Here is a 17,014-nt window from a genome sequence, read left to right on the forward strand (position 1 = left end):
GGTATTGGCGATACACAATAACACATTATTCTTATGAAAAGTATCAAAATGATACCAGTATCATTTTGATACTTTTGTTGTATTTGTAAGATTAGTTAACGCCTTTGATGGAGTTCCTCGAAATTTTAGTCTCACAATGATACTTGTTGCCTAGTTTAATTGAGTGTAGCATAAAAGCATCAAATCGATATGTTAAATAACCTGACATAGTTAAGGGGTCAAAGGAGGGGTCGCGTGATCGTCAAAGAAGACGAAATGATTGATTTCTGCCGAAGGCTGCTTCAAACGGCAAGCTGTTCAGGGCAGGAAGAAGAGGTTGCCTTGCTACTGTCGCAAACGATGTCTTCCCTTGGTTACGACGATGTGTGGACAGACCACCTCGGTAACGTCATTGGTAAAATTAAAGGCCGATGTAAAGGAATGACTGTGTTATTCGACGGCCATATGGATACAGTACCGGCGGACCCATCGCAATGGACGCGTCATCCATACGGCGGAGAAATCGATGGCGGAAAAATTTATGGCCGAGGCGCCTCCGACATGAAAGGGAGTCTTGCGGCCATGGTTTATGCCGTTGCCCAGCTGAAGCTAGCTGCTATCGTACCCGAGGGAGATATTTATGTCGCCGGGACGGTATGTCAGGAGCTTTTTGAAGGAGTCGCTTTGAAGGCGGTCATGGACGAAGTGAAGCCGGATTTGGTCATTATTGGGCAAGCGACCGGACTCGATTTAAATATCGGCCAGCGGGGGCGGGCGGAACTAAAAGCGACGGCCATCGGCCAAAGCGCGCATTCGTCCAACCCCGAGGCGGGTAGCAATGCGGTGGATGTGATGCTTGCATTTTTGGAGCAAGCGGCAGCTTTTCAGCCCGAAACACATGACCAGCTTGGGAAAAGCATTGCGGTCATTACGGATATCGTTTCCTCTCCGTACCCGGGTGCTTCGGTTATTCCCGACCGGTGCACCGTTACGATTGACCGGAGACTTCTGCCGGGGGAGAAGGAAGACGATGTGATGGGGCGGTATCGCTCCATCGACCCTTCCGTCCAGGTGGAAATCGCCGAACAGATGATCGACTGCTATACGGGACATCGTCTGGGAGGCAAACGGTATTATCCGGCTTGGCTGATGGAGCTTGACGACCCGGTCGTCAATGTTGCCTTGAAAGCATTGCACGGCCAAGGCATACCGGCAAAAATCGGAAGCTACCAATATTGCACGAGCGGGAGCTACAGCGCGGGAGTAGCGAAGGTGCCGACGATCGGTTTCGGCCCATCGGAGGAGAGACATTCGCACATTGTGGACGAGTATATCGAAATCGAACAGCTGGCAAAGTCTGCGCAGGGCTATTACGCCTTGGCGAAAGCTTTTGCCCTATTACCGAGGAGTGAGAAGCTTGAACAGCTATGACATTGTGATCAAAAACGCCAAAATCGTCGACGGTACGGGGAGTCCATGGTATTACGCCGACATCGCTGTCGCGGGAGATACGATTGCCCGAATCGGAAAAATCAACGATACGGGCAGCGCATCGGTATTCGATGCGAAAGGACTTGTCGCAAGCCCGGGCTTTATCGACATGCACAGCCATTCAGACCTGTTCGTCATGGAGTCGGGACTTGTGTCGGCCAAGCTCCGCCAAGGCATTACGACCGAGCTTCTGGGTCAGGACGGCATCTCCGCCGCCCCGCTTCCGCAAGCATTTATCGAGCGCTGGCAGGGTAATCTTTCCGGACTCGACGGCATGCCGGATATCGAATGGGACTGGCATGACGTGGACAGTTACCTTTCCAAGATCGAATCGGCGCAGCCGGTCTGTAATTACGCGTATCTCGCCCCGCACGGCAATTTGCGGATGCAGGTAATTGGCTTGGACAACCGGAAGGCGACAGTGGAAGAAATCAAACAAATGAAGGAACTGCTGCGCGAGGCGCTGGATCAAGGCGCGTGCGGCTTGTCGAGCGGGTTGATTTATCTCCCCTGCATGTATGGCGACTACACGGAAATCGAAGCGCTGTGCGAGGTGGCGGCCGAATACGGCGTACCGTTTATCGTTCACCAGCGCAGCGAAGGCGACGAAATTTTGGAATCGATGGACGAGCTGCTGGTAATTGCGGAACGAACAGGCGTTCACCTGCATTTCTCGCATTTCAAAGTATGCGGCCGGCTCAACTGGCACAAAACGCGGGAAGTTCTCGTAAAGCTGGACAACGCTCGGCATCGCGGCATCGAGGTGACCTTCGACCAATATCCGTACACCGCAGGCAGCACAATGCTGAGCGCGACGCTGCCGCCTTGGGCACACGAGGGGGGCGCCGCGAAGCTGATGGAACGTCTGCGGACACCGGAGCTGCGCGAGAAGATGGCGGCGGATATGACGACCGGCTTTGCAGGATGGGATAGCATGTACGCGTGGGCCGGACCTGACGGGATTCTCATTACTTCTGTGGAAACCGAGCAAAACAAAAACTGCGTCGGGCGTACACTGCAGCAAATTACCGAAGCGAGAGGCAGCAGCGATCCCATCTCAACGGCGCTTGATTTGATTTTGGAAGAAAATAACGCAGTCGGTATGGTCGATTTCGTTATGGATGACGCATCCGTCGCGACCATTATGCAGCATCCGGCGGGTACAATCTGCACTGACGGCTTGCTAGGCGGACAGCCGCATCCGCGGGCATTCGGTTCCTTTCCGAAGGTTCTTGGCAAATATACCCGGGAGGACAAGCTGTTTACGCTGGAGGAATCAATCCGTCGCATGACGTCTCAGCCCGCTCGCATTATCGGGTTTACGGACCGGGGAACGATTCGCAAAGGGATGAAAGCCGATATCGTCATTTTTGACGAGGCAGGTGTGAAGGATACGGCAACGTATGACAATCCGCGTTCTTATTCTGAAGGCATTGCGCTTGTGATGGTAAACGGCAAGTTAGTGGTCGAAGGAGATGCCGAGCATCGCCTGCCGTCCGGTAAAGTGCTTCGCAGAAGCTATCTATAACAAAACATAATTTCATTGGGGAGGAATTTGTAATGAAAAGAAATGTAAAAAGCAAATGGATAACACTGCTGGTGACGGCGGCTTTAACAGTGATGGCAGGCTGCGGCGACAATACGGCGTCCGGCGGCAATGGTGCGAATGCAAGCGAGACTCCGGCGGCTTCCGCCGAAAGCTCTTCTCTGTCGGCTATTAAGGAAAAAGGCAAGATCATTATCGCAACGGGCAATTATTATCCATTCGAATATTTGGATCCGCAAACCCAGAAGCTGGTTGGCTACGATATCGACCTTGGCAACAAAATCGGCGAGAAGCTCGGCGTAGAGGTCGAGTGGAAGGAAATGCAGTTTACGGCGCTCATTCCTTCCGTACAAAACGGCCAGGTCGATATGGGCATCGCGGCGATGTACATTACAGACGAACGCAAAGCGGCCGTGGATATGTCGGACGTGTACATGGAAACGGGCATGACGCTCGTGAAACGGGCAGGCGACGATTCGATCCAAGGCGTAGAGGATTTGGCAGGCAAGGTCGTGGGCGTCAAGTCGGGCGCGACCAGCGAAGCCGCAGCCAAAGAGCTGAAAGCGAAAGGGACCGACCTGGAAATCAAAGCGTACAAAGATACGACCGACTATTTGATGGATTTGCAGCTGGGACGGGTGGACGCCGCGTTTAACGATTACTTGAACCAAATGGGCTATAACAAGCAGCATGCCGATGCCGGACTCGAGATCGTCGGCAAGCCTTTCACCAATGCGGGTCTCGGCTTAGCCGTCCAGAAAGGGAATACGGTGCTGCTCGAAGCAGCGAACGAGGTAATAAAGGAGATGGAAGAAAGCGGGGAAGCGGCAGCTCTATATGAAAAATGGTTGAAATAGCATGCCGGATAGTTGCGGTATTTAAACCGGAATAGGAGGTTCGCTCATGCAGTTGGATTACTCAGCTATCCTTCCGTTTTGGTCGGTGTTCCTGGAAGGGGCGTGGATGACGGTGAAATTTTCCCTCATCTCCCTTATTCTTGGTATGATCCTCGGCATTGCCGGGGGGATATGCAAAACGTCGGGCATTAAAACGCTGCAGGTGGTGGCGGGGTTATACACATGGATTTTTCGCGGCACGCCGCTGCTCGTTCAGTTGTTTATCATTTATTTCGGACTCGCACAGGTCGGGCTTAAATTTGAGCCGCTCGAAGCCGGCATTATCGGAATGGCGCTGAATACGGGCGCGTATATCACTGAAATCATCCGGTCCGGCATCCAGGCCGTGGACAAGGGGCAAACGGAAGCGTCTGTGTCACTAGGTATGTCGAAGCCGGTCATGATGCTGCGGGTTATCGGGCCGCAGGCGATCAAGATCGCCATCCCGCCGCTCGTTAACCAATTCATCATGACGATCAAAAACTCTTCCATGGTCTCAACGATCACGATAACAGAACTGTTTCGGACTGGAGAAATGGTCATTACGACGACCTTCAGGCCGCTCGAGACCTATACCGTCATAGGAGCCATCTATTTGGTCATGACAAGCATTCTGATGCTGGCTGCAAGAAAATTGGAGAAAGGGTTGACGGCGCATGATCGAGCTTAAGCAAGTCAACAAGTACTACGGCAGTCACCAGGTCTTGTTTGATGTCGATCTAACCATACAACTACAGGAGCGGGTTGTAATCATCGGCCCGAGCGGATCCGGTAAAAGCACCATGCTGCGCTGCATGAACGGACTGGAGAGCATTCAGACGGGCGACGTACGGTATCGCGGGCAGTCCCTCCTCGATAAGCGGAAACTTCGGATGATCAGAAGGGAGGTCGGCATGGTCTTTCAGCGGTTTCATCTATTCCCGCACCGGACCGCACTGGAGAACGTCATGGAAGGCCCGGTGTGGGTCAAAGGCATGAAAAAAAGCGAGGCGCGCGAACGGGCTGCGGAACTGCTGGCCAAGGTCGGTCTCGCAGACAAAATGAACAATGTTCCTTCCAGGCTGTCCGGCGGCCAGCAGCAGCGGGTCGCAATCGCGAGAGCTCTTGCGATGGAGCCGAAGGTGATGTTGTTCGATGAGCCGACCTCCGCTTTAGATCCCGAGCTTGTCGGCGAAGTGCTTACCGTCATGAAGCAGTTGGCTGCCGAAGGCATGTCGATGGTCGTGGTCACGCACGAGATGGGGTTTGCGCGCGAGGTGGCCGACCGCGTCTTATTTATGGACCAGGGGCGGCTAATCGAAAGCGGGATGCCGGACGAAGTGCTGGGCAAGCCAAGAGAGGAGCGCACGAAGGCTTTTCTTAGCCGGATATTGCATTAAGAGAGACATCGAGAAGGTGCGAAAAGGGGGAAATACCGCATGAGCGGAATCCATAATCCGGCGGTCGATCGGGATGAAGTTATAGATCTAACCAGACGGGCAGTACGGGCAAAAAGCTTGTCGGGCGAAGAAAAGGAAGTAGCAGAACTGCTGAAGAGCAAAATGATCGAGATGGGCTACGACGAAGCCTGGATCGATCCCTACGGCAGTGTCATCGGGAAGGTAGGCGGGACCGGCGAAGGAATAAGCATCCTGTTTGACGGCCATATCGATACGGTACCGGTCAACAGTCCGGAGAAGTGGACATATGACCCGTTTGGCGGGGAAATCGTAGACGGTGTTATGTACGGGCGCGGTACGACCGATATGAAAGGCGCAGTGTGCGCCGCGATCGTGGCCGTTGGCGAGCTGGCCCGCAATGCAAAACGTACGGGCATTCGGCCGAAGGGCGACGTATGGGTGTCCTGCACCGTATATGAAGAGCTGTTCGAAGGCGTAGCGCTCGGCAAGGTCATGGATGCTGTGAAGCCCGATTGTGTCGTCATTATGGAGTCTACGGCGTTAAACGTCAACATCGGACAGCGGGGACGCGCCGAGGTAAACATTACAGCGCACGGTAAATCAGCCCATTCCTCGAATCCTTCGCGGGGCATCAATGCCGTGTACGCCATGAACCCGGTCATAGCCGGCCTCATTGCGCTCAAGCCTACCCGGCATGACAAGCTCGGCCAAGGAATCTCGGTTGTCACCGACATCGTTTCCTCGCCATATCCGGGCGCATCGGTCGTTCCAGACCTGTGCCGCGTAACGATTGACCGCAGGCTGCTCGTCGGGGAAGACGAAGCGCTCGTCACGGAACAATATGAAGCGCTTCTGCCAGCGGAAGGAAAATACGAAGTAACCGTGGCGGAAGCCGAGCTGAAATGTTACACGGGAAGCACTCTGGGCGGAAAGCGCTTTTTTCCGGCCTGGATGTTGGTAGAAGGGCATCCGCTTGTCGAACATACGGTTTCGGCGCTGGAGGCTATCGGCTTATCCCCGGAGCTGTCGGCATACAGCTTCTGCACGAATGGCAGCTATTCGGCAGGAACGGCAGGAGTGCCGACGATCGGATTTGGGCCGTCTTACGAGCATGTCGCCCATATTGTGGACGAGTACATCGAGCTTGATCAACTGATTCAAGCGGCCGAAGGGTATTATGCGCTGGCATCGGCGATAACGAATTTGACCCGCGACGGGTTTGCGAATCGGTGAGCGACGGTCCCGGAGGGAGGTTATATAATGGATAGATTGACCCGAACGAAAGCCTTCAAGTGGACGGCAAACGAACGAGCGCGCAGCATAGAGCGGCCCGCGCCTGCGGATATGATGGGGTGCTTGACCGTAGAGGAAGCGGAAAAGGCAAGAAGGTTTCACCGGACTTTCACCGATTACGCCGAGACTCCATTGACGAGCCTGCCCGGTTTGGCCACGCATCTGGGCGTGGCGGGCATTTACGTCAAGGATGAGTCCTACCGGTTTGGGCTTAACGCCTTTAAGGTGCTCGGCGGGGCGTATGCGATCGGGATGTATTTGGCCGAGCGGCTGGGCCGAGAGATCTCGGAACTGTCGTTTGACGTTCTTCGTTCTCCCGAGGTGAAGGTGATGCTTGGCGAATTGACGTTTATTACAGCTACCGACGGCAATCACGGCCGCGGCGTCGCCTGGGCGGCGCAGCAGCTCGGCCAGCAGGCGATCGTGTACATGCCGAAAGGCTCATCGCGGATTCGCCTCGACAATATACGGGCGACCGGGGCTGAAGCGTATATAACGGAATGGAATTATGATGAATGCGTCCGGCATTGTGCGAAGCTCGCGAAGGAACGGGGTTGGATCGTTATTCAGGATACGGCCTGGGAAGGATACGAGAAAATTCCCTCATGGATTATGCAGGGGTACGCCACGCTGGCGCTAGAAGCGATGGATCAACTGGAGGCATACGGCGCGGGCAAGCCGACTCACCTGTTCCTTCAAGCCGGTGTCGGCTCGTTCGCGGGAGCCGTGCAAGGACTGTTCGCCGGGGCTTGCGGAGACGAACGGCCGGTTACAGCCGTAGTGGAGCCGAACAAGGCGGACTGCCTGTTCCGCTCGGCCGCAGCCGGAGATGGCAGGCCGCGTTTCGTAACGGGCGACATGGATACGATTATGGCAGGTCTTGCTTGCGGCGAACCGAACCCTGCGGCATGGGATGTTTTGCATGAATATACGGACATGTTTATTTCTTGCCCGGATTACGTGGCGGCAAATGGGATGCGCATTCTCGGCAATCCGATTGGACAAGACAAGCCCGTCATATCGGGCGAGTCAGGAGCAGTAACGGCTGGTGCGCTGAGTCTGCTCATGACGCGGCCGGAGCTTGCCGAAGCCAAGGAGCGGCTAGGCTTGAACGCAAACTCGCATGTACTGCTGATCAGCACCGAAGGAGATACCGACCCGGAGCATTACCGCCGGATCGTTTGGGATGGTCATTATCCGGCCGAGAATTAAGTTTCTGACAGTTAAAGCGGCAAAACCTCACTGCAGGTTTTTTGCCGCTTTTGTTTTTCGCCCAGATTATGGTGCTACAAGATGTCAAGACAGCAATTGATTTATCCAACCGTCATGGCATTTATTTCATTATCCGCGTAGAAGTGATACCGCGATTACTTTTTACTTTTATATTGATGGGTACATTGATGGGGCTTGGCAGTATTATTGGCACGATGTGATCGGGTTTGTCGTGGTTATCCGTGCGCGGACGCAGCATTATGCCTGGCGTATAATTCGTGTAGCGCGTTAACCGAAGCATAAAAAATCAGATTGCCTTGCGGCTCCTGAATTTGTCCTTGAGACAGGTCAGGAGCCTTTTTGATTTGCCGGTTTTTACAAAGTTCAGGGTTTACAAATCGTAATAATTACGATATAGTGTGTTGGGTAAAAGCGTAATGATTACGATTAAACAACGAAGGAAGAGGTTGATTTGATTTTATCGTCCATGCGTGATGTCGTTTTTGGTTATGGAAATGAGCCGGTTATCGAAAACCTCTCGCTTGATATCCATACCGGACAATTTATCGGGATCACGGGAGCGAACGGAACGTCCAAGTCGACTGTGCTGAAGCTGATGCTGGGGCTGCTCAAGCCCTGGAGCGGTTCAGTTATGTTTAATGGCTCAAGGAAAGACGGTACGAAGGTGGTTGTGGGCTATGTGCCGCAGCAGGTGTCTTCTTTCAATGCAGGCTTTCCGAGCAAGGTTATCGAGCTGGTCCGTTCGGGGTGTTATACCCGTCTTGGACCGTTCGGCCGTTTCAATGAAGAACAGCGGCTGGTTGTAGAGCGGAGCCTGAAACAGGTAGGCATGTGGGAGTACCGGGACCGTAAGATCGGGGAATTGTCGGGAGGTCAAAAACAGCGCGTCTGTATCGCTCGCGCACTCGCTCAGGAGCCTCAGGTGCTCGTATTGGATGAGCCGGCTACGGGCATGGATTCGGCGGGCCGGACTCAGCTGTACGAGTTTCTCAGACATGAGGTATCGCAGCGGGGATTAACCGTTATTATGGTCACCCATGAACTTGGTGAAACGGCGAAGTATCTGGATACCCTGATCCAGCTGGAACGGAAGGAGGAGGGATGGCGATGTTCGGTTACGAATTCATGCAGCGCGCCTTTTGGGCAGGAGCGATGATCGGCGTGATTGCTCCATTGCTTGGAGTGTATCTCATGCTTCGCAGGCAGGCGCTAATGGCGGATACGTTGTCCCATGTATCCCTTGCCGGGGTTGCCCTGGGCTCGGTTATCCATCTTGATCCCGCCCTCGGCGGGTTCGCGGTGGCCGTTGCCGGAGGGATTGTCATCGAGCAGCTGCGGCGCTCCTATCGTACATACAGTGAACTGCCGGTAGCCATCATTATGACCTCGGGATTGGCGCTTGCCGTCGTATTGATGAGCTTGAAACAGAACTGGAGCAAAAGCTTCAGCTCCTATCTCTTCGGCTCCATTGTAGCGGTCAGCGATACTCAATTGCTGTTAATGGCCATTGTTACGTTCCTCGGGCTGCTGTATTTTGTGATCCTGCGGCGCCCGCTGTATATTCTGACCTTTGACGAGGAGACGGCTGCGATATCCGGCGGTCATGCCAAACTGCTGTCCTTCTCTTTTGCCGTGCTAACCGGGATGACGGTCGCTGCCGCCATGCCTGTTGTGGGCGTCCTTCTGGTTTCAGCGCTGATCGTACTGCCCGCCTCGCTGGCTCTGCGGATTGCTCCCGGCTTCACAGCGGCGATTTTGATTTCCATCGGTACCGGCTGGGTCGGTGTTTTTTCCTCTTTGAGTCTTTCCTATTACATAGATACACCGCCGGGAGGAACGATTGCGCTAGTTCTGCTTGTATTCCTGCTGACAACGCTGCTGCTGCAAAAACTGCTTCGGATGTATGGACGACGGAGCACCAAAAAAAATGTTCAAAAGAAGGAGTTCATGAAACATGAAATATTGGAATCGTAGTTTAACTGTTTTGTCCCTGTCGGTGATGCTGATTGTGGCGGGCTGCGGCTCGAATGCCAGTACGGGAAATAATGCGGCAGGAAGTAATGCGGCGGGAAATAATACTGCGGCAAATAACGGCGAATCGGCAGCACCGGGAGCATCCCCCACTACACCGGTAAAGGAAACGCTGGAGATCAGGACGAGCTTTTATCCGATGTATGAGTTCACGCGTCATGTTGCAGGGGATCTCGCCCATGTGGAAAATCTCGTTCCGGCCGGAATGGAGCCGCATGATTGGGAGCCGACTGCCCAGGACATGGCTTCCATCAGCAAGGCAGACGTACTTATCTATAACGGCGCGGGCATGGAGGGCTGGGTGGATCAGGTGGTGGATAGCGCCACAGGAACCGGGCTTAAGAGCGTCGAGGCCAGTCATGGAATCGAGATTATGGAAGGCGCGGAAGAAGAGTCTGAACATGGCGAAGAGACTCATGAAGACGGTGAACACGCTCATGATGAAGGAGAGCATGAAGAGAGCGGACATGATCATGACCATGGAGGTCTGGACCCGCATGTATGGCTATCCCCGGCGCTGGCGATCCAGGAGGTTCGGAATATTGAGAAGGGGCTGTCCGAAGCGGCTCCGCAATACAAAGAGCAGTTCAAGACCAATGCCGATGCCTATGTGTCCGAACTGGAAGCCCTTGATAAGGAATATGCCGAAGCTTTGAAAGACAGCAAACGCAAGGATTTTATTACACAGCATGCCGCTTTTGGTTATCTTGCCAAGGAATATGGATTGACGCAGGTTCCGATCGCCGGTCTATCGCCTGAACAGGAGCCGTCGGCCGCCCAAATGGCCGGGATTGTCAAGTTTGCGAAGGAGCATAACGTGAAGACAATCTTTTTTGAGACGCTGGTATCCTCCAAAGTTGCCGACACGATAGCCAAGGAGATCGGAGCCAAGTCCGCGGTACTGAATCCGATTGAAGGTTTGACGGATGATGAAATCGCCGCCGGTCTTGACTATATCGGAGTCATGCACCAAAATCTTGAAGCTTTGAAGGCGGCGCTGAACGAATAATAGACAAGGAGGGAAGATTCATGGCCAAGAAATCGAAGATTGTTAAAGAGCAGAAGAGGCAAGCTCTGGTTGACAAGTATGCCGATAAGCGCAGAGAGTTGAAAGAACAAGGGGATTATGCGGCTCTGCAGAAGCTGCCCCGTGATTCATCGCCAACCCGTCAGCATAACCGCTGCTCGGTTACAGGACGTCCCAGAGGATATATCAGCAAGTTTGGGGTATCCCGGATTGTATTTCGCGAATTGGCTCACAAAGGCCAAATTCCCGGCGTGACCAAAGCAAGCTGGTAATCAGACACATCCGGCGCATACGCTGTCCGTTTCGGGCGCCATTTATGGCGCCTTTTTTCTATAGGAGAGAGGACGGGATTGCGCTTGCTATTTACGTTGTGGATGCTGTTTATCAAATTCGGCCACCGAATCGGGATTGGTAAAAATATAAGGAGATGCCGGCTGCTTGATCACCTGGATCTGTCCGGCTTCAATCTGCAAAGCTTCTTTTCCGTTAACCTTCGCGGTCTGAATCGTTCCATCAATCCGGACCCATGTATCATTCTTGATAGAAGAGACGTTGGGGCTATGAACAAGTGTGGCGAACGGAACCGCATCGGCCGTGCAGCACATCACCAAAAACCGGCTTACAGCAAATACATGATCATCCATATCTTTCTGCCGGACGATAAAGCCCTGCAAGGAGATTTTTCGATTCACAAAGGCTTGCTTGTACTTGTCAATAGCACCGATTGTTTCCGAGTAGATGGACGGATCAACCTGGATTACCGGCAGTGTGTAGAGCCGCTTGGCTAACTCCGCAAACTCCACGCCATAAATATCCTTCGCAATGAACAGCTTGTTCGGATCGCTTGGCTCAGACTTCGTTGTTCCCGTTGTTTGTGAGGCGATCGCGGCTTGAGAGGGTTGGTCATCCTGCTCCCGTTCGCGCCCCAACCCGGAATCGGAGATAGAGTAGATGATTCCTTTTTTGAGGGCCATATCGCTCCCAAGCGCTTGATCGGGTAAAAGAAGTCCGAATAGCAGCGGCAGCGCGAACAGACCATAGACGGTTGCATTTTTAAGGAAACCCGCAGGCAACGGATGCTCGCAGTCGCATAGCTGCTCCGAAGTACCTGTCATGGTATGCCACAGCATCCCGATCGCGATGAACAGAAGCGGCACCGGGCACAGCAGCAGCAACTTCTGCATCCGCGGAGCCAAATAATAGTGCAAGGAATCCGTCTCATTCAAGTGAATGATATAGAAGGACAAGGCGGCAAGCAGCAGAGCGCGAAGGAGATAATGGCAGCGGATTCTCAAGGTAATGGCCATTAATCGGTCAGCTCCTTTCCCTAAATCCAGGCTTTAGATCAGATAATTGGCGGCAACCGAACCGAAGAGTATCAAGACAATAAGCAGCAGGCTGAGACCTATGACAAACCTGGTCTTGAACGTAGCGAACAGCATGAGCAAACCTTTGAAATCCAGCATTGGCCCCAGCACCAGAAAGGCAATAAGCGGACCGGCTGAAAAGGTATGTGTGAACGCGGATGCAACGAAAGCGTCGGAGGTTGAGCACAGCGACAAGACAAAAGCAAAACCCATCATGAAAAAGTAGGATGAGACAGCGCCATTCCCTAAGGCGAATAGCTGGTCACGGGGGATGAAGGATTGAATGCAGGCGGTTACGAAAGCGCCGAGCGCCAAATATTTGCTCATTTCGATCAATTCATTTCCCGCATGGACAAAATAACCTTCCCATGAACGGGGGTGCTCATGAGAAGACGCGCTTCCGCTCTGGAGCTTGAATGTGAGCAAGGATTGCTTCAAGGGATTCTTCGGACAGAGCAAGTACACAATCAAGCCTGTCGAGATCGAGACGGCAAGGGCCAGTCCCATTCGGCCCCATACCACTTCGGGATGCGAACGGAACGCGACAAGGGTTGATGTCAATACGACCGGATTCAGGATGGGAGCGCTAAGAATAAAGGTGATCGCGATATACGCAGGCATCCCTTTTACCATTAATCTCCGTACGACGGGGATCATGCCGCATTCGCACAATGGCAGGACGATACCCAGCGAGGAAGCCAGAAGTACGCCAACCAGAGGATTCTTGGGATTCAGGCGGCTGATCCACTGATCCTTCAGGAATACTTGGACAAGCGACGACAAGAGTACGCTCAATAAGATAAAAGGCAGGGCCTCCAGGATAATCGCTATGAAAATCGTCTTGATCTGCTGCAGCTGCGGATTTACGAGAAGGCCGGATTTGCTGTGAAGCCGGACCGTCAGAGCGGGAACGAGCAAAATTACGGGAAGAAATAGGGGCGGAATCTTATAGAGCGTTGAAGCTTTCATCGAAATCCTCCTGTGATAGAACTGGTATATATCCCCATTCTATGCCCGGACGATCAACAAATGACGCACCCATTGAAATTAATCAGAATCATTACGAATGTGAGATTCAAAGAATAACGCCGGTCCGCCACTCTTCCATTAAGGAGGTTTCATCCAGTTCGTAACCGATAATAACCAAGTAATAAGCTCCCTTGTATGCTGTACGCGCATGCTGCAGCTGTCTTCCCGAGAACTGGATCAGCGAGGTGTGGGGGGAGCCCTCCAGGGGAACATAACCTTTTGCGCGCAGCACACGCTGCCCCTTGGCGTTCAGCCACTTGGTCAGCTTGCGCAAGGACAGCGGCTTGTGTCCGCTAATCGGGATAAGAAGGCTTTGTATACGGGAAAAAGAAGCCTGGCCCCGTTCGCTGGACGCACCGGAATCTGCGCTATGATCGTGGTGCCCGCCGGGAATGATTTTGAATCGGCCCGGTGCCTTCGCTTGAAGATCCAGAGGCTCAATTCCTTCGATGAGAGCTTCCGGATTGCATATGCCGAAGCTTGTATTGAGGATAAGAGCTTGTTCGTTATGCTTGATAATCAAGCGATCCACTTTGGACAAATGGGAACGGGATACGAGGTCCTGCTTGTTCACAAGGATTACGTCCGCGACTTCCAGCTGCCGGCGAAGCGTGTGGACGAGCTGCTTGTCGGAAGAGAAGATGCTGCCGTATTCCAATACATTCTCTGCATCAATCACGGTGACGACTTTATGCAGAATAATCCGGTCAAGCAGTTCAGGCTCAGCCATAGCGTCGACGACCTCCTCCGGATTGGCTACTCCCGTCAACTCGACCAGTATTACATCAGGGGCCAGCTCCAGCAGGCTCTTGAGAGAACCGGAGATTTCACACTTTTTGCTGCAGCAGATGCAGCCGTCAAACAGCTTTTCCAGAGGAAGCCCTCCGGCAGCTTCAGACAGGATCATGCCGTCCACATCCGCTTTGCCCAATTCGTTCATCAGGATCGCCGGCTTGATCTTACGGTCTTGCAGGACTTGGATAAGCTCGATCAGCAGTGTGGTTTTGCCGCTGCCCAGGAAACCGCTGATAATGATTACGGGTATTTTTTTCATTGGGATTCTCCTTACGTCTCATATAAATGGGGAATGCACTTGATTAGACAATCAAGGCTGTACATCTATGTATATGGTTTGTCCGGCCATTCGATTACCTTTCCGATTTCTTGACTCCGGCTTCGTTGCCGGAAGACGTGAATAAGGGCCGTGCAGGCTGCTCGATCTGCAGCTTGCACGGCCCCTCTTCATTAAGGTGAAACATTCTCTTCAGTTTCTATTTATTGGCCTTTTCTCTCGGTAAGAAAATACAGCAATGCGACAAGCGGCAGCGCCAGACCGATAAGCGCCGTTAAATGCCAGCCGCCTACGGAGTAAGACCAGCCCGCCAGAGATGAACCGATCGCGCCGCCGATAAAGAAGATTGCCATGAACAATCCGTTAAGCCGACCTCTGGCTTCGCTTCCCAAAGAGTAAATTGCCCGCTGTCCAAGCACCAGATTGCCGGATACAGCCATATCGAGTCCGATCGCGGACAGACAGAGCAGTACGAGTGAGCCAGTAGAGTGTCCGGGAATGATCAGCGTCAGCAGGAAGCACAACGAGGCGAGGATGAAAGCAAGGCCGGTCATCGGTCTAGTCAAGCCTTTGTCCGCCAGTCTGCCGGTAATCGGAGCTGCAATTGCTCCGCCGACACCGACGAGAGCGAACCAGGCGATACCCTGTTGGGACATTCCGAAATCATGCGCCAGCCGCAGAGGAACCGATGTCCAGAACAGGCTGAAGGCTCCGAACAGACAAGCTTGATAGAAAGCCCGGCGGCGCAGGATGGGCGTGTGACGAAGCAGAGTGCCCAAGGAAGCAATCAGTTTACCGTACTGGACAGTTGGAGCGGGCTTTCGTTCAGGCAGAACACGGGATAACAGTGTGGCCAGAAGCATGATCACAATTGCTGAGAAGGCGAAAACCGCCTGCCATCCGAATGAGCTGGCGATGAAGCTGGCGACAGGACGGGCGAGCATGATTCCGAGCAGAAGACCGCTCATTACATTGCCGACTACCCGGCCGCGCTGTTCTTCAGACGACATATAGGTGGCAAAGGGTACGAGAATCTGGGCTACTACAGAGCCAAGGCCGATGAACAGCGCGGCAATAAGGAACATCGCGGAGCTGCGGGCGAAGGCGGCGGCCAGCAGCGCGACTCCGGCAACAACGAGAGCCGCGGAGGCGAGACGGCGGTTCTCCAACAGATCGCTGAGCGGTACGATGAACAGCAGTCCGAGTACATAGCCGATCTGGGTGATGGTGACGATCAATCCTGCTGCCGATGACGGGATGCCGGTAGCACTGCTGATAGGTCCTACAAGTGTCTGGGCATAATACAGATTGGCGACGATGAGGCCGCAGGCTGCGGCCAGCAGAACGGTCATCCCGTTCGAGAGCGAAGCTTCCTTAACCTTTACCGCATGCTCAATTTTCATGGTAATCCTCCTTAGATTGGATTGGCCGGTCCATGAAGTGGATCTCAATCCCTTAAATAAATACTGAACGTATCGTTCACTAATTCATGAGTTAATAATATACTGAACGTATCGTTTTGTAAATAGGCATTTTCGTTTTCGCCGCCTAATTTTTTTTAGTATAATAAACGTATGGTTTTTTAAAGGGTTATAAAGGGAGGATTCAAATGAACACCAAGAGAGGACGCCCGAGAAATATCGAAACCCAGCAGTCGATTCTGTCCGCTTCATACGACCTGCTGCAGGAGGAAGGCTTCGGCTCGGTGACGGTTGAGAAGATCGCGGAGCGCGCCGGAGTCAGTAAAGCTACGATCTATAAATGGTGGCCGAATAAGGCCGCGGTCGTGATTGACGGATTTCTCTCCGCTGCCACGGAAAGAATACCTCTGCCGGATACGGGCAGCGTATATGAAGATGTTCTGCTTCATGCTACTAATTTCGCCAGATTTATGATTAGTCGCGAAGGGAAGATGCTCGCGGAGATTATCGGGGAGGGGCAGTCCGACCCTGCCATTGCCGAAGCGTACCGCACTCGCTACTTTCAGCCCCGGCGGCGCGATGCCCGCAAGCTTCTGGAGAGAGGGGCGGAGCGGGGAGAGCTGAAGGAAGGGCTCGATATCGCGATTGCGCTGGACCTCATCTATGGGCCGATCTTTTACCGGATGCTGCTGACCGGAGAGAAGCTGGACGATGACTATGTCCGCCAATTGGTGACGACCGCTTTTAAAGGTTTTTAGTTTGGAGACAGGTATAGATGAACAGATTGTGTCAGAGCTGAACGGGGCTGTTTCATAAGTAAATATTCTACGAAGGAAAAGATCATCTTGATTCTGAATGTTGATAAAAAGACATCAGAGCAGCGATTCTCCTGTTATTGGGGAATCGCTGCCTTGCGTTTTTTTTAATTGTGTAGAAACTGTTCCCGCTTAAAGCAGCGGAGAGGACGGAACGACCCGCGGAAAAGCGGCAGCGGTCGCCTTTGTGTCCGGATTTTCACCGCTAAGGAGAATAAATAAAATCTGGACACAACAGCGATTGAAACAACGGTCCGTTCGTGGAGCGTCCTTCTTACGCGCCCACGTAGATCCTACTCCAAAACAAACCTGAAAGCGGCAGCAAGCATTCCGGATGTTAAATAATTAAATTTTCGACTTTTGCGAGGATCATTTAGATTATTGTGTCAAAACCCGATATACTTAGAATAGTTA

At 53.0% G+C, this 17,014-nt stretch carries 17 protein-coding genes; 13 read left to right on the forward strand and 4 right to left on the reverse strand.

The genetic code is table 11. The features are described from left to right. The first annotated feature begins 234 nt into the window (after positions 1-234). The 12 genes from PSTEL_RS10220 to rpsN all read left to right on the forward strand — a co-directional run bounded on the left by PSTEL_RS10220 (position 235) and on the right by rpsN (position 11,168). Complete coding sequence (locus PSTEL_RS10220) at positions 235-1,410, forward strand: YgeY family selenium metabolism-linked hydrolase (RefSeq protein WP_052098347.1); 1,176 nt, start codon at positions 235-237, stop codon at positions 1,408-1,410. After that, the gene (locus tag PSTEL_RS10225; protein ID WP_038695048.1) at positions 1,397-2,998 is read left to right on the forward strand and encodes an N-acyl-D-amino-acid deacylase family protein; all 1,602 of its coding nucleotides are present in this window, start codon (positions 1,397-1,399) and stop codon (positions 2,996-2,998) included. The genes PSTEL_RS10220 and PSTEL_RS10225 overlap by 14 nt, the downstream gene beginning before the upstream one ends. Positions 2,999-3,030: 32 nt before the next feature. Beyond that, complete coding sequence (locus tag PSTEL_RS10230) at positions 3,031-3,873, forward strand: substrate-binding periplasmic protein (RefSeq protein WP_052098348.1); 843 nt, start codon at positions 3,031-3,033, stop codon at positions 3,871-3,873. A gap of 46 nt (positions 3,874-3,919) precedes the next feature. Next, positions 3,920-4,582, forward strand: a complete 663-nt coding sequence (locus PSTEL_RS10235) for an amino acid ABC transporter permease (RefSeq protein WP_038695050.1) — start codon at positions 3,920-3,922, stop codon at positions 4,580-4,582. Continuing rightward, complete coding sequence (locus PSTEL_RS10240; RefSeq protein WP_038695052.1) at positions 4,569-5,291, forward strand: amino acid ABC transporter ATP-binding protein; 723 nt, start codon at positions 4,569-4,571, stop codon at positions 5,289-5,291. The genes PSTEL_RS10235 and PSTEL_RS10240 overlap by 14 nt, the downstream gene beginning before the upstream one ends. Positions 5,292-5,330: 39 nt before the next feature. Further along, complete coding sequence (locus PSTEL_RS10245) at positions 5,331-6,545, forward strand: YgeY family selenium metabolism-linked hydrolase (protein WP_038695054.1); 1,215 nt, start codon at positions 5,331-5,333, stop codon at positions 6,543-6,545. 27 nt (positions 6,546-6,572) lie between these two features. Further along, positions 6,573-7,817, forward strand: a complete 1,245-nt coding sequence (gene dpaL, locus PSTEL_RS10250; RefSeq protein WP_038695056.1) for a diaminopropionate ammonia-lyase — start codon at positions 6,573-6,575, stop codon at positions 7,815-7,817. A 68-nt stretch (positions 7,818-7,885) separates the two neighbouring features. Further along, positions 7,886-8,038: a hypothetical protein gene (locus PSTEL_RS27910; RefSeq protein ID WP_169744565.1), complete on the forward strand. Its 153-nt coding sequence runs from the start codon at positions 7,886-7,888 to the stop codon at positions 8,036-8,038. 251 nt (positions 8,039-8,289) lie between these two features. Beyond that, a complete protein-coding gene (locus PSTEL_RS10255; RefSeq protein ID WP_038695058.1) occupies positions 8,290-8,994 on the forward strand; it encodes a metal ABC transporter ATP-binding protein in 705 nt (234 codons plus the stop codon). Beyond that, complete coding sequence (locus tag PSTEL_RS10260) at positions 8,940-9,812, forward strand: metal ABC transporter permease (RefSeq protein WP_038695060.1); 873 nt, start codon at positions 8,940-8,942, stop codon at positions 9,810-9,812. The genes PSTEL_RS10255 and PSTEL_RS10260 overlap by 55 nt, the downstream gene beginning before the upstream one ends. Further along, positions 9,793-10,878, forward strand: a complete 1,086-nt coding sequence (locus tag PSTEL_RS10265) for a metal ABC transporter substrate-binding protein (protein WP_038695061.1) — start codon at positions 9,793-9,795, stop codon at positions 10,876-10,878. Before PSTEL_RS10260 ends, PSTEL_RS10265 begins: the two co-directional genes overlap by 20 nt. Before the next feature lie 20 nt (positions 10,879-10,898). Continuing rightward, on the forward strand, positions 10,899-11,168 hold the full coding sequence (gene rpsN / locus PSTEL_RS10270; RefSeq protein ID WP_038695063.1) for a 30S ribosomal protein S14: 270 nt from the start codon (positions 10,899-10,901) through the stop codon (positions 11,166-11,168). A gap of 87 nt (positions 11,169-11,255) precedes the next feature. Here rpsN and PSTEL_RS10275 read toward each other — a convergent pair whose 3' ends face one another. The 4 genes from PSTEL_RS10275 to PSTEL_RS10290 form a co-directional block, all read right to left on the reverse strand. Then, entirely contained in the window at positions 11,256-12,203 is a 948-nt protein-coding gene (locus PSTEL_RS10275; RefSeq protein WP_038695065.1) for a TIGR03943 family putative permease subunit, read from the reverse strand. A gap of 33 nt (positions 12,204-12,236) precedes the next feature. Further along, the gene (locus tag PSTEL_RS10280) at positions 12,237-13,232 is read right to left on the reverse strand and encodes a permease (protein ID WP_038695067.1); all 996 of its coding nucleotides are present in this window, start codon (positions 13,230-13,232) and stop codon (positions 12,237-12,239) included. A gap of 106 nt (positions 13,233-13,338) precedes the next feature. Then, on the reverse strand, positions 13,339-14,346 hold the full coding sequence (locus PSTEL_RS10285) for a CobW family GTP-binding protein (RefSeq protein ID WP_038695069.1): 1,008 nt from the start codon (positions 14,344-14,346) through the stop codon (positions 13,339-13,341). A gap of 221 nt (positions 14,347-14,567) precedes the next feature. Continuing rightward, positions 14,568-15,767, reverse strand: coding sequence for an MFS transporter (locus PSTEL_RS10290; RefSeq protein ID WP_038695071.1), 1,200 nt, complete (start codon positions 15,765-15,767; stop codon positions 14,568-14,570). Between the two features lie 206 nt (positions 15,768-15,973). Between PSTEL_RS10290 and PSTEL_RS10295 the strand changes: the two genes are divergently transcribed. Beyond that, positions 15,974-16,543: a TetR/AcrR family transcriptional regulator gene (locus PSTEL_RS10295; RefSeq protein ID WP_038695073.1), complete on the forward strand. Its 570-nt coding sequence runs from the start codon at positions 15,974-15,976 to the stop codon at positions 16,541-16,543. Positions 16,544-17,014 lie beyond the last annotated feature (471 nt).

Source organism: Paenibacillus stellifer (genome assembly GCF_000758685.1).
GTDB classification, from domain to species: Bacteria; Bacillota; Bacilli; order Paenibacillales; family Paenibacillaceae; genus Paenibacillus_AQ; species Paenibacillus_AQ stellifer.

What these genes read in the sequence shown, in the direction of transcription:
- PSTEL_RS10230 (WP_052098348.1), top strand. Translation starts at nt 3,031, where the DNA reads ATGAAAAGAAATGTAAAAAGCAAATGGATAACACTGCTGGTGACGGCG.
- PSTEL_RS10235 (WP_038695050.1), top strand. Translation starts at nt 3,920, where the DNA reads ATGCAGTTGGATTACTCAGCTATCCTTCCGTTTTGGTCGGTGTTCCTG.
- PSTEL_RS10240 (WP_038695052.1), top strand. Translation starts at nt 4,569, where the DNA reads ATGATCGAGCTTAAGCAAGTCAACAAGTACTACGGCAGTCACCAGGTC.
- PSTEL_RS10245 (WP_038695054.1), top strand. Translation starts at nt 5,331, where the DNA reads ATGAGCGGAATCCATAATCCGGCGGTCGATCGGGATGAAGTTATAGAT.
- dpaL (WP_038695056.1), top strand. Translation starts at nt 6,573, where the DNA reads ATGGATAGATTGACCCGAACGAAAGCCTTCAAGTGGACGGCAAACGAA.
- PSTEL_RS27910 (WP_169744565.1), top strand. Translation starts at nt 7,886, where the DNA reads ATGGTGCTACAAGATGTCAAGACAGCAATTGATTTATCCAACCGTCAT.
- PSTEL_RS10260 (WP_038695060.1), top strand. Translation starts at nt 8,940, where the DNA reads ATGGCGATGTTCGGTTACGAATTCATGCAGCGCGCCTTTTGGGCAGGA.
- PSTEL_RS10265 (WP_038695061.1), top strand. Translation starts at nt 9,793, where the DNA reads ATGAAATATTGGAATCGTAGTTTAACTGTTTTGTCCCTGTCGGTGATG.
- rpsN (WP_038695063.1), top strand. Translation starts at nt 10,899, where the DNA reads ATGGCCAAGAAATCGAAGATTGTTAAAGAGCAGAAGAGGCAAGCTCTG.
- PSTEL_RS10275 (WP_038695065.1), bottom strand. Translation starts at nt 12,203, where the DNA reads ATGGCCATTACCTTGAGAATCCGCTGCCATTATCTCCTTCGCGCTCTG.
- PSTEL_RS10280 (WP_038695067.1), bottom strand. Translation starts at nt 13,232, where the DNA reads ATGAAAGCTTCAACGCTCTATAAGATTCCGCCCCTATTTCTTCCCGTA.
- PSTEL_RS10285 (WP_038695069.1), bottom strand. Translation starts at nt 14,346, where the DNA reads ATGAAAAAAATACCCGTAATCATTATCAGCGGTTTCCTGGGCAGCGGC.
- PSTEL_RS10290 (WP_038695071.1), bottom strand. Translation starts at nt 15,767, where the DNA reads ATGAAAATTGAGCATGCGGTAAAGGTTAAGGAAGCTTCGCTCTCGAAC.
- PSTEL_RS10295 (WP_038695073.1), top strand. Translation starts at nt 15,974, where the DNA reads ATGAACACCAAGAGAGGACGCCCGAGAAATATCGAAACCCAGCAGTCG.